We start from the raw sequence: 13,796 nt of genomic DNA, 5'->3' as shown, positions 1-13,796 counted from the left end.
CTATGCCTTCACGGCGTAGCCGCTCAGCCCCTTTTCAACCAGGTCGAACGCCTGCCGGGCGCGCTCCGCGGCATCGGCGGCGACCTCGTCGGCGGTCTCACCGCGAGCGATGCGGGCGTGATGCTCCTCGATGAGGGCGTTGCGGGCGGCGCTGAGCATGGCGGCGGCGACGGTGGCGAGCATGGGGTCGCCGGTCTCCTCGGCGAGCAGCGCGGCCAGGTCGCGGGTGCCCTTCTGGGCGGAGAGGAAGGCGCGCTCCATCAAGACCGGGGTGCCGAGGACGAGTTGGCGCAGTTGCCGGGCGAACGGTTCGGGGTGCAGCCCGACCGAAGGGTCACGGGTCTCGGCCATCTCCAGGAACTGCCGGCGCACGGCCGCCACGGCGGACTCGCCGGTCCGGCGCTCGCGCACCGCGCGGGCCGCGTCGCCGAAGTGCTCCTCCATGGGCAGGAAGACGAGGTCCTCCTTGGAGCCGAAGTAGTTGAAGACGGTCATCTTGGAGACCTCGGCCGCGTCGGCGATCTCCTGGACCGAGACGGCGTCGAACCCGCGCTCGATGAACAGCTCGACGGCCACCTGCCAGATCCGCCGCGCGGTCTGCGCCTTCTTGCGCTCCCGCAGCCCCATCACTTCAGCCATGCCCTCACTGTACCAAGGCGAATTTTAAGCCGAGATGAAACATTGACTCGGTACACAAAGGTCGGCATGGTGGTGTCATGACCGAGACCCAGCGCAAAGTCGCCTTCGTCGTCTGCCTGCTGACGATCGTCCTGGCCCTGCTGGACATGCAGATCGTGTCCGCCGCGACCGTCCCGATCGTCCGGGACCTCGACCCCGGCCACGGCATCGACAAGATCCCGTGGCTGGTCAGCGCCTACGCGCTGGCGTCGGCGGCGATGCTCCCCCTGTACGGCCGATCGCCATGGCGCCGCCGGCGATGAGGCCACCCAGGTTGGTGCCCTTGTCGGCGCTCTTCTTCTCCGGGCCTTTGAGGTGGGCGATGACCACCATCGTCACGCTCATCAGGCCACCGCCACCCAGGCCCTGCACAGCCCGGGCCGCGATCAGCTGCGCCATCGACTGGGCGGCGCCGCACAGCGCGGAGCCGAGCAGGAAGGTGGCGATCGCCCCTGGATCGGCGGCCTGCTGGCCGATCACGCCACGGTATCGCCGCCCTGACCGGCGCCGCTCTCGCCCTGAAACTCCCCGAGCACCACGTGCGCCGCCCGGTCGACTACGCGGGCGCCGCGCTCGCGGCCGGTTTCTCCAGTGCGCTGCTGCTGGTGACGGACTGGGGCGGGAAGCGGTACGCGTGGACGTCTCCGGTGATCACCGGGGAGCCGACCCGGACGGCGCGCTCATGGTTGTCGAGCAACCCGGACCGGCAGGTCGGCGGCTACCGCAGCATCCAGACGTCGAAGTTCGGCGAGAAGGTGTCCGTACCCGGCCCCATGGACATCGAACTGGACACGGAGATTCTCAAGAACTACGTCCGGTCAACGACCAGGGACTAAGGTCCCAGGCTTGCACAACGGGCGCCGCTGGCTGTGGCGCTGCGTTTGCGTCCTCTCCCACGCCTCGGTTCCGGGGGTGGGCCTGGGGCGGTTGACTGCGCCCCGCCTCGCCACAACTCCCATGCTCTGGCACGGATGTTGCGGGAGCCGTTCCGGTCCGCGTGATCAACGAATCCGCAGGACCGGCACACGAACCAGGCCTGGGAGACCCGGTTCGCCTTGTCCACATGCCCGCACTCGGCGCAGGTGCGCGAGGTGTACGCCGGATCGACGTACACCACCGGCACCCCGGCTTTACGGGCCTTGTACGCGATGATCTTCCCCAGCTGAGCGAAGGCCCAGCTGGAATGTGTGGCCCGTTGGGGCTTGGGAAGCCGTACCCGGTCACGGATGCCCGTCAGGTTCTCCAGGGCGATCCCGCGACCGGTGCGTTCTGCCTCGGCCACCACATGTTTCGCGATCTTGTGGTTGATGTCCTTGGCCCGCCGTGCTTCCTTGCGCCGCCGTTTCTTCAGGCGGCGCTTGGCGGACGGGGTGTTCTTCTTCTGCAGCTTGCCACGCAAGGTCCGTTCCCGGGCACGGATGCGGTTGAGCTCGCGTCCGGCCATGATCTCGCCGTCGGACGTGGTGGCGATGTTGACGATGCCCAGGTCGATGCCGAGGAAGTCATGCGGTTCGGTGTTCGGCGGGGCTTCGGGCACCTCGCAGGTGGCGTTCAGGAACCACATGCCGTCCCGGTACAGCAGGTCCGATTCGCCCTTTCGGTACAGCGCCAAGGTGGCCAACTGCTCCGGTGAAGCGGTGAACGCGACGTCCTTGACCCGTCCGCGCACGGTCCAGATCGAGATCCGCCGCTCGGGAACCTGCCAGGACAGCATCCGGTCGTCGTACGGCTGCGCCCCTTCCGGACGGAAGGCGATCGGTTTCTCAGTGGCCCTGCGGTAGCGCTTCGAGCCGCGCGTGCCGAGGTTCCCGGCCTTGAGGTTGGCCTTGAGCGCGGCGTACGCATCGCACGTCTTTTTCACGACGTGTTGGGCGGCCTGCGCGCCCAGTCCCCAGCGAGCCCTGATCTCGCCATAGGTGTGCTCGCGCAGCGCGAAGTTCCGCTTCACATCCTTCTCGAACGCGATTTTGCTGGCCCAGGTGGCTGCCTTGTTGCAGGCGCACAGCGTCGCCTCAAGTGCCGCCGCCTGCTCCAGCGTCGGCAACAGCCTGACCTGCACCACCAGCTTCACGATCAAGGAATCTACATGTATGTACGACTGCCCACCGCGCGTTCACCATGCATCACCCGACCGGGTGAACCCACCACCACATGGGCACAGCACCGGCTCCGCCGGACACCACACCCGGCCGCTTCGCGGCCGAGCATGCACCGGCGATACCCCGGCGCTCCGCCCCGTAACCACGAGGATGCGACTCCTTCCAGGGCTGAAGCCCTGGGGTTCCTCGCGAGAACAGGCTGAACGCCCGACCAGCCGACAAGGCCCCGCCCGGAAACGTGATCCGGGCGGGGCCTTCACCGTCGTACCTCTGCCTACGCGAGCAGCGCCGGGATCGTCCCCTCGTGTGCCTCGCGCAGTTCCTCCAGGGACAGTTCGAACTCGCCCTGCAGCTCGACGCTGTCGCCGTCCACGACGCCGATGCGCGTGACGGGCAGACCCCGGGCACCGCACATGTCGTTGAAGCGGACCTCCTCTGAGCGCGGTACGGCGACGACCGCCCGCCCTGCCGACTCGGAGAAGAGGAAGGTGAACGCGTCCAGCCCGTCCGGTACGACCAGGCGCGCGCCCTTGCCGCCGAGCAGCGCCGACTCCACGACCGCCTGGATCAGACCGCCGTCGGACAGGTCGTGCGCGGAGTCGATCATGCCGTCGCGGGAGGCGGAGATCAGGATCTCGGCCAGCAGGCGCTCACGCTCCAGGTCGACCTTCGGGGGCAGGCCGCCGAGGTGGTCGTGCACCACCTGCGACCAGGCCGAACCGCCGAACTCCTCACGCGTGTCGCCGAGGAGGTACAGCAGCTGCCCCTCCTCCTGGAAGGCGACCGGCGTGCGCCGGGTCACGTCGTCGATGACGCCGAGGACCGCGACCACGGGCGTCGGGTGGATGGCCGCCTCGCCCGTCTGGTTGTAGAGCGAGACGTTGCCGCCGGTCACCGGGGTGCCCAGCTGCTGGCAGGCGTCGGCGAGGCCGCGGATCGCCTCCACGAACTGCCACATGACGGCCGGGTCCTCGGGCGAGCCGAAGTTCAGGCAGTCGGAGACGGCCAGCGGCTTGGCGCCGGTCGTGGCGACATTGCGGTACGCCTCCGCGAGGGCCAGCTGCGCGCCCGCGTACGGGTCGAGCTTGGCGTACCGGCCGTTGCCGTCCGTCGCGATCGCGACGCCGAGACCGGACTCCTCGTCGATGCGGATCATGCCCGAGTCCTCGGGCTGGGCCAGCACCGTGTTGCCCTGCACGAAGTGGTCGTACTGCGAGGTGATCCACTTCTTGGAGGCCTGGTTGGGCGAGGCCACCAGCTTCAGGACCTGGTCCTTCAGCTCCGCCGAGGTCGTGGGCCGGGGGAGCTTGCCCGCGTCGTCCGCCTGCAGGGCGTCCTGCCACTCCGGGCGCGCGTACGGCCGCTCGTAGGTCGGGCCCTCGTGCGCCACGGTCCGCGGGTCGACGTCGACGATCTTGCCGCCGTGCCAGTAGATCTCCAGGCGGTCGCCGTCGGTGACCTCACCGATGACGGTGGCGATGACGTCCCACTTGTCGCAGATCTCCAGGAACCGGTCGACCTTCTCCGGCTCCACGACCGCGCACATGCGTTCCTGCGACTCGCTCATGAGGATTTCCTCGGGCGAGAGCGTGGAGTCGCGCAGCGGTACGTCGTCCAGGGTGACGCGCATGCCGCCGGAGCCGTTCGAGGCCAGCTCGCTCGTCGCGCAGGACAGGCCGGCCGCACCGAGGTCCTGGATGCCGACGACCAGCTTCTCCTTGAAGGCCTCCAGGGTGCACTCGATGAGCAGCTTCTCCTGGAAGGGGTCGCCGACCTGGACCGCCGGACGCTTCGACGGCTTGGCGTCGTCAAAGGTCTCGGAGGCCAGGATCGAGGCGCCGCCGATGCCGTCACCGCCCGTACGGGCCCCGTACAGGATGACCTTGTTGCCCTCGCCGGACGCCTTCGCCAGGTGGATGTCCTCGTGCCGCATCACACCGATGGCACCGGCGTTGACCAGCGGGTTTCCCTGGTAGCAGGCGTCGAAGACGACCTCGCCGCCGATGTTCGGCAAACCCAGGCAGTTGCCGTAGCCACCGATGCCGGCGACCACGCCCGGCAGCACGCGCTTGGTGTCCGGGTGGTCGGCCGCACCGAAGCGCAGCGGGTCGACGACCGCGACCGGGCGGGCGCCCATCGCGATGATGTCCCGCACGATGCCGCCGACGCCGGTGGCCGCGCCCTGGTAGGGCTCGACGTACGACGGGTGGTTGTGCGACTCGACCTTGAAGGTGACCGCGTAGCCCTGGCCGACGTCGACGACACCGGCGTTCTCGCCGATGCCGACGAGGAGGGCGTCGGACTGGGGGGCTTTCTCGCCGAACTGGCGCAGATGCACCTTCGACGACTTGTACGAGCAGTGCTCGGACCACATGACCGAGTACATGGCGAGTTCGGCGCCGGTCGGGCGGCGGCCGAGGATCTCCACCACCCGCTCGTACTCGTCCTTCTTCAGGCCGAGTTCGGCCCAGGGCAGCTCGACGTCGGGGGTCGCGGCCGCGTGCTCGACCGTGTCCAGAGGCGTCCGGCTCATGCGTTGACCAGCTTCTTGAGGATCGAGGTGAAGAAGGGGAGGCCGTCGGTGCGGCCCGACCCGATGAGGGGCTCCACGGCGTGCTCCGGGTGCGGCATGAGGCCCACGACGTTCCCGGCCTCGTTGGTGATGCCGGCGATGTCGTTGAGCGAGCCGTTCGGGTTGAAGTCGAGGTAACGGAACGCGACCCGCCCCTCGGCCTCCAGCTTGTCCAGCGTGTACTGGTCGGCCACGTACCGGCCGTCCATGTTCTTGAGCGGGATGTGGATCTCCTGGCCCCGCTCGTAGTCGACGGTCCACGCGGTGTCCGCGTTCTCCACCCGCAGCTTCTGGTCGCGGCAGATGAAGTGCAGATGGTCGTTGCCGAGCATGCCGCCCGGGAGGAGGTGGGCCTCGGTGAGGATCTGGAAGCCGTTGCAGATACCGAGGACCGGAAGGCCGGCCTTGGCCTGCTCGATGACCGTCTCCATCACCGGCGAGAAGCGGGAGATGGCACCGGCCCGCAGATAGTCGCCGTAGGAAAAACCGCCGGGAAGGACGACCGCGTCCACCTGGTGGAGGTCCTTGTCCTTGTGCCAGAGGGCGACCGGTTCCGCGCCCGCGAGGCGGATCGCGCGCTGGGTGTCCCGGTCGTCGAGGCTGCCGGGGAAAGTGACGACGCCAATACGAGCGGTCACTTCGCGGCCTCCGCGACTTCCTCCACCTTGACGGTGAAGTCCTCGATCACGGTGTTGGCGAGGAAGGATTCCGCAAGATCGTGGATGCGGGCGAGGGTGGCCTCGTCGACCGGTCCGTCAACTTCCAGTTCGAATCGCTTTCCCTGACGTACGTCGGAGATGCCGTCGAAACCCAGACGCGGCAGTGCGCGCTGCACCGCCTGGCCCTGGGGGTCGAGGATCTCCGGCTTGAGCATGACGTCGACTACGACGCGTGCCACGTGCACTCCCGGTGGTGTGGTGCGGAGCAGGTTCCTGCAGTGGTTTCAGACTACCTGCACAAAATTTCTACGCGCGTCGACTTGTAGGAATCTACGTGACGCCTGTCACGATCCGGCGTGGCGGCGGGCCCCTCCAGAAAATTTCCGGGAAAGATCCCGGATCGACATCCGAAACCTATTGCGCTCGGACACGCGGGAGGATTTAGTCGGGCTTCACATTGCATTGTCGGGCACTGTACAAATGAATTGTCAGCGTGCCGCACGAAGGGACCGATTATTCGTGGCGCAGAAGGTCGTGGTCACTCTCTTTGACGACATCGACGGCTCGGAAGCGGCGGAAACGATCGCCTTCGGACTCGACGGCAAGTCGTACGAGATCGACCTGAATCAAGCCAATGCCAAGAAACTGCGTAAGGTGCTCGCACCGTACGTGGAGGCCGGCCGCAAGCGGTCGAAGTCGGGCCGGACCTACCGGCAGACGGAGGTCGCCCCCGACCCGGCAGCCGTCCGCGCCTGGGCCCAGGCCAACAAGATGGACGTCCCGGCCCGCGGCCGGATCCCCAAGAAGGTCTACGAGGCCTTCAGCGCGGCCCAGTAGCCGCCGCCCGACGACCGGTCACCGGCCCCTCGGGAGAACCGACTTGCGCTGCACCCCTCCTGGTCAGCTAGAGTCTGGAGCACGCCGAGGGGCGAGGCCGAAAGGCCCGGCTCACGGAGTACATGCGGGTGTAGTTCAGTAGCAGAACATCCCCCTTCCAGGGGGAAGGCGCAGTGTGCAATTCCTGTCACCCGCTCTGCATCGCCGGTCCGGACCACTGTTGTGGATCAGGTAGGCTGGTGCTCGCGCCGATCGGTGGGAGCCGGTCGGAGGCAATGCGGACGTAGCTCAGTTGGTAGAGCGCAACCTTGCCAAGGTTGAGGTCGCGAGTTCGAGCCTCGTCGTCCGCTCTGATTGAAGGCCCCAGTCTTATGACTGGGGCCTTCGTCGTGTTCGGCGTCTCCCCCGCCGTACCTCTGACATTTGTCATGCCGAGTGATGACAGCGCGCACTGCTGCCGGGCCCCGGCCGCCGGGACGCTGAAGTCATGGACACGAACGAACGCGAACACGTGATTGAGGTCACTGACCTGCGGCGTGTGTACGGGGGCGGGTTCGAGGCGGTGCGCGGAATCTCTTTCTCCGTGCGCCGCGGCGAGATCTTCGCCCTGCTCGGCACCAACGGCGCGGGCAAGACGTCCACGGTCGAAGTGCTGGAGGGACTCGCCCGCCCGGCCGGCGGCCGGGTGCGGGTGCTCGGCCACGATCCGTACGAGGAACGGGCCGCCGTACGGCCTCGGGTCGGGGTGATGCTGCAGGAGGGCGGGTTTCCGTCCGAGCTGACCGTCGCGGAGACCGCGCGCATGTGGGCGGGGTGTGTGAGCGGCGCGCGGCCCGAAGACGAGGCGCTGGCGCTCGTCGGCCTCCGGAAACGGGCCGACGTACGGGTGAAGCAGTTGTCCGGGGGTGAACGGCGTCGGCTGGATCTCGCGCTCGCGCTGCTCGGCGAGCCCGAGGTGCTGTTCCTGGACGAGCCCACGACCGGGCTCGACGCCGAAGGGCGCCTGGACACCTGGGAGTTGGTACGGGCGCTGCGCGACGGCGGCACCACCGTGCTGCTCACCACGCACTACCTGGAGGAGGCGGAGGGGCTCGCCGACCGGATCGCGATCCTGCACGAGGGGAACGTCGCGGCGACCGGGACGCCGGCCGAGGTGACCGCCGCGCAGCCCTCACGGATCTCCTTCCGGCTGCCCGACGGCTACTTCCTCGGGGACCTGCCGCCGCTCGGTGAGCTGGGGGTGTGCGGGCACGAGGTGGACGGGAACGTCGTACGGCTGCGGACGCGGGAGTTGCAGCGGGCGGCCACCGGGCTGCTGGTGTGGGCCGAGGGGGCGCGGGTGGAGCTGCAGGGGCTGGATGTGCGGTCCGCCTCGCTGGAGGAGGCGTTCCTGGGGATCGCGCGGGAGCGGGAGGTGGCGGTGTGAGCGCTGTTGTCCTCGGCCCGGTCGGGCGGCGGTTGCGGGCGCTGGCGCGGGCGGAGCTGACACTGCTCGGGCGCAACCGGAGTGCGGTGGTCATGGCGCTGCTGATGCCGCTTTCGCTGCCGATCAGTGTGCGGCCCGCGGTCGACCAGATGGATCTGAAGGCGGAGGGGCTGAGCGTCGGCACGGTGATGCTGACGGCCGCGGTCGGCTTCTCCTTCTTGTTCGCCGTGTACACCCCCCTGGTGAGTGCGTACGTCGCCCGCCGCGAGGAGCTCGTCCTCAAGCGGCTGCGCACCGGCGAACTCGACGACGCGGAGATCCTGACCGGCACCGCTCTGCCCGCCGTCTGCCTCGGCTTCGCCCAGGCCGTCCTGTTCGGCGTCGGCTGCGCGGTGCTGCTCGACGCGGGGGCGCCCCGGGCGCCGTATCTCACGATCCTCGGTCTGCTGTCGGGCCTGGTGCTGTGCGCCGCGCTCGCCGCGCTCACCGCCTCCTTCACCAGGACCACGGAGAGCGCCCAGATCACGGCTGCGCCGCTGGTGTTCATGTCCATGTTCGGCTCGGGCATCATGATCCCCACGGAGGTCCTGCCGCACCGGCTGGCCTCCGTCTGCGAACTGCTTCCGCTCTCCCCCGCGATCCGGCTGGTCCGGGGCGGCTGGACCGGACAGTTGACTGCCTACGAGGTGCTGGGCGCGGTGGCGACCGCCCTGGCCTGGACCGTGGTGGCGGTGTTTGCTGTACGGCGGTGGTTCCGCTGGGAACCTCGACGCTGACGGACGGGGGAACGGGGATGTTCGGGCTGATACGGGGGTGGCAGCGGCGGTACTGGCGGGAGCGGAGCAAGGCCGAGCGGGTCGAGCTGCAGACCGTGGTGACCGGGTACGTCACGACGTGGGTCTTCTCCCTGTCCTGGCTGGCACTGCCACTGGTGGGCGCACTTGAGCGGCGGACCGCGCCGGTGGTCTTCGCGGGCCTGCTCCTCCTGGTGAGCGCCCTGCAGTGCGTGGAGGCCAACCGGCTCACCCGGACCGTGCTCGACCACTACCTGGGCCGCGCCGAACTCCCGGTCGGCGCCCTGCGCCCCGCCGCCGTCCTGCTGGGCCTCGCGCTGGCCCTGACCCTGGCGCTCGCCGCGCTGGGCGGGGCCGACCCGGTGACGATCAGGCTGGTCATCGGTGCCACGCTGTTGCCCTTCGGACTGCTGTACGGGCTGGTCGTGTCCGTGCGGGTGTTCCTGCGCCGGTCCGCCGTGCTCGCCGTGCTGCTCATGGCCGCGTTCGCCTGGGCCGATCCGGATCCCGCCGGGATCGTCGCGATCGGCGTGATGACCGGTTTCGGGGCGGCCCTCTCCCTGATCGCCAGCCGCTGCGGCGCCTGGACCCTGTCCGTGCTGTGGGAGGCGGAACGGGCCCGGGAGGTCGAGGCACGGCTCGCCGTCGCCGAGGAACGGCTGCGGTTCGGGCGGGATCTGCACGACGTGATGGGGCGCAATCTCGCCGTGATCGCCCTGAAGAGCGAGCTGGCCGTGCAGCTGGCGCGGCGCGGGCGGGCCGAGGCGGTGGAGCAGATGATCGAGGTGCAGCGGATCGCGCAGGAGTCGCAGCGGGAGGTGCGGGATGTCGTACGGGGGTATCGGGGGGCCGATCTCGGGGTCGAACTCGCGGGTGCGCAGGGCGTGTTGAGTGCGGCCGGGATCCGCTGCGAGGTGAGCGGGGAGGCCGGTGGGCTGGAGGTCGGGGTGCAGTCGGTGCTCGGGTGGGTGGTGCGGGAGGCGACGACGAACGTGCTGCGCCACGGGGACGCGGTGCGATGCGACATAGCACTGCAGGCCGGTGCGGGATGTGTGGTGCTGACCGTGGAGAACGACGGGGCCTCGGCCCCTGCCGGTGGCGGCGGGTCCGGACTGGCCGGGCTGCGGGAGCGGCTGTCGGCGGTGGGCGGGACGCTGGAGGCGGGCCGGGTCGGGGCGGATGTGTTCCGGGTGACGGCCGAGGTGCCGCTGAGTGTGGAAGGGGTCATGGCATGACCGCCGCCGTACGGCTGCTGCTCGCCGACGACGAGCATCTGATCCGGGGGGCGCTCGCCGCGCTGCTCACCCTGGAGGACGACCTCGTGGTCGTGGCCGAGGCCGCGTCCGGTCCCGAGGCGCTGGCGATGGCGCGGGCTCACGAGCCCGACGTGGCCGTGCTCGATCTCCAGATGCCGGGCGGCGACGGTGTGAAGGTCGCCACATCCCTGCGGTCCGAACTGCCCGGCTGCCAGGTGCTGATCGTCACCAGTCACGGGCGGCCCGGGCATCTGAAGCGGGCGCTTGCGGCGGGTGTGCGGGGGTTCGTTCCGAAGACGGTCAGCGCGCAGCGGCTCGCGGAGATCATCCGGACCGTGCACGCCGGGAACCGTTACGTCGACCCGGAGTTGGCCGCCGATGCGATCGCCTCCGGGGACTCGCCGCTGACCGCGCGGGAGGCCGAGGTGCTGGAACTCGCCGCCGACGGAGCGCCCGTCGCGGAGATCGCCGAGCGGGCCGCGCTGTCCCAGGGGACCGTACGGAACTACCTGTCGTCGGCCGTCTCCAAGCTCGGAGCCGAGAACCGTCATACGGCGGTGCGGCTCGCGCGGGAGCGGGGTTGGGTATAGTTGGCTCCGCGCCACGGCGCACTGCGGACGTAGCTCAGTTGGTAGAGCGCAACCTTGCCAAGGTTGAGGTCGCGAGTTCGAGCCTCGTCGTCCGCTCCAGATGAGCCCCCCGGCTTCTGCCGGGGGGCTTCTTCGTGTCCTACGACCAGCTCGTGCCCGTCAGGCGCTCGTACGCCTCGATGTACTTCGCCCGGGTCGCGTCCACGACCTGCTGCGGCAGCGGCGGCGGGGGCTGCTCGCTCTTGCGGTCCCAGCCGGAGGCCGGCGAGGTCAGCCAGTCGCGGACGAACTGCTTGTCGTACGACGGCTGGGCGCGGCCCGGCTGCCACTGGTCGGCCGGCCAGAAGCGGGAGGAGTCCGGGGTGAGGATCTCGTCCGCGAGGACCAGGGTCTCGCCGTCGAAGCCGAACTCGAACTTGGTGTCCGCGAGGATGATGCCGCGGTCCCGGGCGATGTCCCGGCCCCGGCCGTAGACGGCGAGGGTGGCCTGGCGCAGTCGGGCGGCGGTGTCCGCGCCGACCTGGCGGGCGACCTCCTCGTAGGAGACGTTCTCGTCGTGCTCGCCGACCTCGGCCTTGGTGGCCGGGGTGAAGATCGGCGCGGGGAGTTCGCTGCCGTCGACCAGGCCCTCGGGGAGGGCGAGGCCGCAGACGGTGCGGGACTCGTTGTACTCCAGCAGGCCCGAGCCGGTGAGATAGCCGCGGGCGACGGCCTCCACCGGGACCATCTGCAGCGACTTGCAGACGAGGGTGCGGCCGGCCCAGTCGGCGGGGGCCCCGGCGGGCAGGTCGGTGCCGATCACGTGGTTGGGGATCAGATCGGCGATCCGGTCGAACCACCACAGGGAGAGCTGGGTGAGGACGCGGCCCTTGTCGGGGATCTCGGTCGGCAGCACCCAGTCGTAGGCGGACATGCGGTCGCTGGCGACCATGACGAGGTCACCGGCCTCGTTCTGGTACAGCTCGCGCACCTTGCCGGTGTGGAGATGAACCAGTCCCGGAACCTGGATCGGCTCGGGCTTTTCTACGAATCCGGACACGGTTCCTCCCCGTGGTTGAACGAAAGGGGCGCCCGCAGGGCTCGGATAGGGCGGTGGTGGGAGACGGGCGGGCCAATACGCCGATTCTCCCGTATGCCGGGGATCGCCTTTGGAGTGGGGTGGGCTCGAAAGGGGCGGTGACGTGGGCTTACGTGAGTTCAGTCACGTTTGCAGATACGGTCCAGGAGGTTGGCCGTGGCGCGCTGGACGCGGGTGTCGACGTGGCCCGGACGGTCCAGGGCCGGGGACCAGGCGAAGGTCCCGGACGCGAAGACCAGGGCGCCCGAGGGGGCTCGGTAGAGGGATGTCTCCTGGTGGCGGAGGGTGCCCTCGGAGTCGGTGTAGGGGGAGTGGGCGAGCAGGATGCGCTCCTCGTGCTCGGGGAGCGGGGTGCGCGGGAAGTAGCGGTCCGCCTCGCCCGCGACCAGACCGTCGATCTCGTCGCCCTCGTGGGCGCCGGTCGCCTCCCACAGCCAGTGGTCGGCGTTGCGGACGATCAGGGGGCTGGGGTCGGGGACCCGGCCCGCGTACTGGATGCCGACCAGTTGCTGCTCGGGGCGGTCGATCTCGCGCCACAGGACGGGCCGGCCGGGGCCTTTGCGCTTGCGGCAGGTCAGCAGGCGGTCGGGGACGCCGGACGGGGACGGGCCCAACTCCACCTGCCAGTACATGGTGTTGGCGGAGAGGAAGACGAGGGACGTGCCGTTCTCGCGGGCGAGTTCGACGGTACGGCGCATGCTGGCCGACCAGTACTCGTCGTGTCCCGGGAAGACCAGGCCGCGGTAGCGGGTGGGGTCGACGTGCCCTGCGTGCAGGTCGCGGGCGTCGGCGTAGGCGAGGTCGTAGCCGTAGCGCTCGGCCCAGCGGATGAAGTCGTAGGCGTGGCCGACGTGCAGGGGGAGGCCGGCTCCGGCGTACGGGCGGTCGAAGGAGACCGTGGTCGCCGCGTCGGACTCGCCCAGCAGGCGGCCCTGTTCGTCCCAGGCGTGGTAGAGACTCGCGCCCGTGCGGCCGTCCTCCGGGTAGAGGTTGTACGCCTGCCAGGTGACGTCCGGCAGCAGCAGGAGCAGGTCCGCGGGGTGCTTGTCGCGGACCGTGAAGGGGATGTGGGAGCGGTAGCCGTCGACGGTGGTGAGTACGGCGACATAGGCGCCGATGCTCCAGTAGCTCGGGATCTGCAGGCGCCAGGAGAGCCACCAGTGGTGGCAGGAGACCGTGCGGTCCGCGGCGAGCGGCGGGGGCTGGACGATGCCGGCAAGGCGGGGGCTGGTGGTGATCTTGGCTGCGCCGTCACCGCCGTAGTGGCCGATGCGGTAGATGTCGACGCTGAACTCCTGGGGCGGGTCGACCGTGATGTGGAAGTCGACGGCCTCGCCCGGGGCGACCGCGCCGGTGGAGATGAAGCCCTTGATCTGGCGGCGGACGTCGTCCGCGGAGCGGGGGCCGCCGGCGGCTCGCGGGGCCGGGATGCGGTGGGTGTCCGGGGAGTCGCCCGACGACGACTGCTGGGGGGCGTCCACGTACCAGGGGACCACCTGGCCGGTGTCGTCGAAGTATGTCTCGCTGCCGCGGAGCCAGGGCAGCGGGCCCTGGCCGAAGGGATCGGTCACGGCATGCGCCAGCGCCCCGGATTCCCAGCGGCGGATCTGCTCCTGCCCCATGGTCGCTCCCCTCCCTCGATCCCCCGCGGTCGCGTGGTGTGCCTGTCGCATGGTGTGGTGTGCCTGGCTTGTGGCCCTGGCGTACCTGGCTTGTGCCGCAAGCCCTTGCCATGTGCTCGATCGGTCCCAGCACATCACATTGCGCACCCATGTGGTCACTATTCGTTGCGAATTGGCCGAAAGTG

At 69.6% G+C, this 13,796-nt stretch carries 15 protein-coding genes and 3 tRNA genes; 10 read left to right on the top strand and 8 right to left on the bottom strand.

What is annotated here, in order from left to right; genetic code table 11:
• Positions 1–639, bottom strand: a complete 639-nt coding sequence (locus ACWCRD_RS36755; RefSeq protein WP_450970049.1) for a TetR/AcrR family transcriptional regulator — start codon at positions 637–639, stop codon at positions 1–3.
• Positions 640–716: 77 nt separating this feature from the next.
• Here ACWCRD_RS36755 and ACWCRD_RS36750 point away from each other — a divergent pair, with 77 nt between their 5' ends.
• Complete coding sequence (locus ACWCRD_RS36750) at positions 717–941, top strand: hypothetical protein (protein ID WP_450970048.1); 225 nt, start codon at positions 717–719, stop codon at positions 939–941.
• Here ACWCRD_RS36750 and ACWCRD_RS36745 read toward each other — a convergent pair.
• On the bottom strand, positions 868–1,158 hold the full coding sequence (locus tag ACWCRD_RS36745) for a hypothetical protein (protein ID WP_450970099.1): 291 nt from the start codon (positions 1,156–1,158) through the stop codon (positions 868–870). The two genes, ACWCRD_RS36750 and ACWCRD_RS36745, sit on opposite strands and share 74 nt — an antisense overlap.
• A gap of 59 nt (positions 1,159–1,217) precedes the next feature.
• Between ACWCRD_RS36745 and ACWCRD_RS36740 the strand changes: the two genes are divergently transcribed.
• Complete coding sequence (locus tag ACWCRD_RS36740; protein WP_450970047.1) at positions 1,218–1,514, top strand: hypothetical protein; 297 nt, start codon at positions 1,218–1,220, stop codon at positions 1,512–1,514.
• On the opposite strand, the gene ACWCRD_RS36735 is transcribed toward ACWCRD_RS36740, so the two are convergent.
• The 4 genes from ACWCRD_RS36735 to purS all read right to left on the bottom strand — a co-directional run bounded on the left by ACWCRD_RS36735 (position 1,511) and on the right by purS (position 6,247).
• A complete protein-coding gene (locus tag ACWCRD_RS36735; RefSeq protein ID WP_450970046.1) occupies positions 1,511–2,749 on the bottom strand; it encodes an RNA-guided endonuclease InsQ/TnpB family protein in 1,239 nt (412 codons plus the stop codon). The genes ACWCRD_RS36740 and ACWCRD_RS36735 overlap by 4 nt on opposite strands.
• Before the next feature lie 302 nt (positions 2,750–3,051).
• A complete protein-coding gene (purL, locus tag ACWCRD_RS36730) occupies positions 3,052–5,310 on the bottom strand; it encodes a phosphoribosylformylglycinamidine synthase subunit PurL (RefSeq protein ID WP_450970045.1) in 2,259 nt (752 codons plus the stop codon).
• Positions 5,307–5,987 (bottom strand): phosphoribosylformylglycinamidine synthase subunit PurQ, encoded by a 681-nt coding sequence (purQ, locus tag ACWCRD_RS36725; protein ID WP_450970044.1) that lies wholly within the window; start codon positions 5,985–5,987, stop codon positions 5,307–5,309. Before purQ ends, purL begins: the two co-directional genes overlap by 4 nt.
• On the bottom strand, positions 5,984–6,247 hold the full coding sequence (gene purS / locus ACWCRD_RS36720) for a phosphoribosylformylglycinamidine synthase subunit PurS (RefSeq protein WP_365287283.1): 264 nt from the start codon (positions 6,245–6,247) through the stop codon (positions 5,984–5,986). Before purS ends, purQ begins: the two co-directional genes overlap by 4 nt.
• Positions 6,248–6,527: 280 nt before the next feature.
• Between purS and ACWCRD_RS36715 the strand changes: the two genes are divergently transcribed.
• The 8 genes from ACWCRD_RS36715 (at position 6,528) to ACWCRD_RS36680 (ending at position 11,010) form a co-directional block, all read left to right on the top strand.
• On the top strand, positions 6,528–6,845 hold the full coding sequence (locus tag ACWCRD_RS36715) for a histone-like nucleoid-structuring protein Lsr2 (RefSeq protein WP_115907231.1): 318 nt from the start codon (positions 6,528–6,530) through the stop codon (positions 6,843–6,845).
• 124 nt (positions 6,846–6,969) lie between these two features.
• Positions 6,970–7,041: transfer RNA gene (locus tag ACWCRD_RS36710), tRNA-Gly, on the top strand.
• Between the two features lie 81 nt (positions 7,042–7,122).
• Positions 7,123–7,195 (top strand) — tRNA-Gly (locus tag ACWCRD_RS36705).
• A gap of 137 nt (positions 7,196–7,332) precedes the next feature.
• Positions 7,333–8,271 carry an ABC transporter ATP-binding protein gene (locus tag ACWCRD_RS36700; protein WP_450970043.1) on the top strand — a complete coding sequence of 313 codons (939 nt, stop codon included), beginning with the start codon at positions 7,333–7,335 and terminating at the stop codon, positions 8,269–8,271.
• Positions 8,268–9,047, top strand: coding sequence for an ABC transporter permease (locus tag ACWCRD_RS36695; RefSeq protein WP_450970042.1), 780 nt, complete (start codon positions 8,268–8,270; stop codon positions 9,045–9,047). The genes ACWCRD_RS36700 and ACWCRD_RS36695 overlap by 4 nt, the downstream gene beginning before the upstream one ends.
• A gap of 17 nt (positions 9,048–9,064) precedes the next feature.
• A complete protein-coding gene (locus ACWCRD_RS36690; protein ID WP_450970041.1) occupies positions 9,065–10,300 on the top strand; it encodes a sensor histidine kinase in 1,236 nt (411 codons plus the stop codon).
• Entirely contained in the window at positions 10,297–10,911 is a 615-nt protein-coding gene (locus ACWCRD_RS36685; RefSeq protein ID WP_450970040.1) for a response regulator, read from the top strand. Before ACWCRD_RS36690 ends, ACWCRD_RS36685 begins: the two co-directional genes overlap by 4 nt.
• A 23-nt stretch (positions 10,912–10,934) precedes the next feature.
• Positions 10,935–11,010: transfer RNA gene (locus ACWCRD_RS36680), tRNA-Gly, on the top strand.
• A 40-nt stretch (positions 11,011–11,050) separates the two neighbouring features.
• Here the strand turns inward: ACWCRD_RS36680 and ACWCRD_RS36675 are convergent.
• Together ACWCRD_RS36675 and ACWCRD_RS36670 are read right to left on the bottom strand one after the other, a co-directional pair.
• On the bottom strand, positions 11,051–11,950 hold the full coding sequence (locus tag ACWCRD_RS36675) for a phosphoribosylaminoimidazolesuccinocarboxamide synthase (RefSeq protein WP_450970039.1): 900 nt from the start codon (positions 11,948–11,950) through the stop codon (positions 11,051–11,053).
• Positions 11,951–12,108: 158 nt separating this feature from the next.
• A complete protein-coding gene (locus ACWCRD_RS36670) occupies positions 12,109–13,611 on the bottom strand; it encodes a N,N-dimethylformamidase beta subunit family domain-containing protein (protein WP_450970038.1) in 1,503 nt (500 codons plus the stop codon).
• Between the last annotated feature and the right edge of the window lie 185 nt (positions 13,612–13,796).

It is taken from the genome of Streptomyces sp. NPDC002092 (assembly GCF_053593775.1).
The sequence above is the reverse complement of the archived record's forward strand: the minus strand, read 5'-3'. Positions and strand labels throughout refer to the sequence as shown.

Excerpts from the sequence above, each read along its gene's own strand:
- ACWCRD_RS36755 (WP_450970049.1), bottom strand. The coding sequence starts at position 639 with ATGGCTGAAGTGATGGGGCTGCGGGAGCGCAAGAAGGCGCAGACCGCG.
- ACWCRD_RS36750 (WP_450970048.1), top strand. The coding sequence starts at position 717 with ATGACCGAGACCCAGCGCAAAGTCGCCTTCGTCGTCTGCCTGCTGACG.
- purL (WP_450970045.1), bottom strand. The coding sequence starts at position 5,310 with ATGAGCCGGACGCCTCTGGACACGGTCGAGCACGCGGCCGCGACCCCC.
- ACWCRD_RS36700 (WP_450970043.1), top strand. The coding sequence starts at position 7,333 with ATGGACACGAACGAACGCGAACACGTGATTGAGGTCACTGACCTGCGG.
- ACWCRD_RS36690 (WP_450970041.1), top strand. The coding sequence starts at position 9,065 with ATGTTCGGGCTGATACGGGGGTGGCAGCGGCGGTACTGGCGGGAGCGG.
- ACWCRD_RS36685 (WP_450970040.1), top strand. The coding sequence starts at position 10,297 with ATGACCGCCGCCGTACGGCTGCTGCTCGCCGACGACGAGCATCTGATC.
- ACWCRD_RS36670 (WP_450970038.1), bottom strand. The coding sequence starts at position 13,611 with ATGGGGCAGGAGCAGATCCGCCGCTGGGAATCCGGGGCGCTGGCGCAT.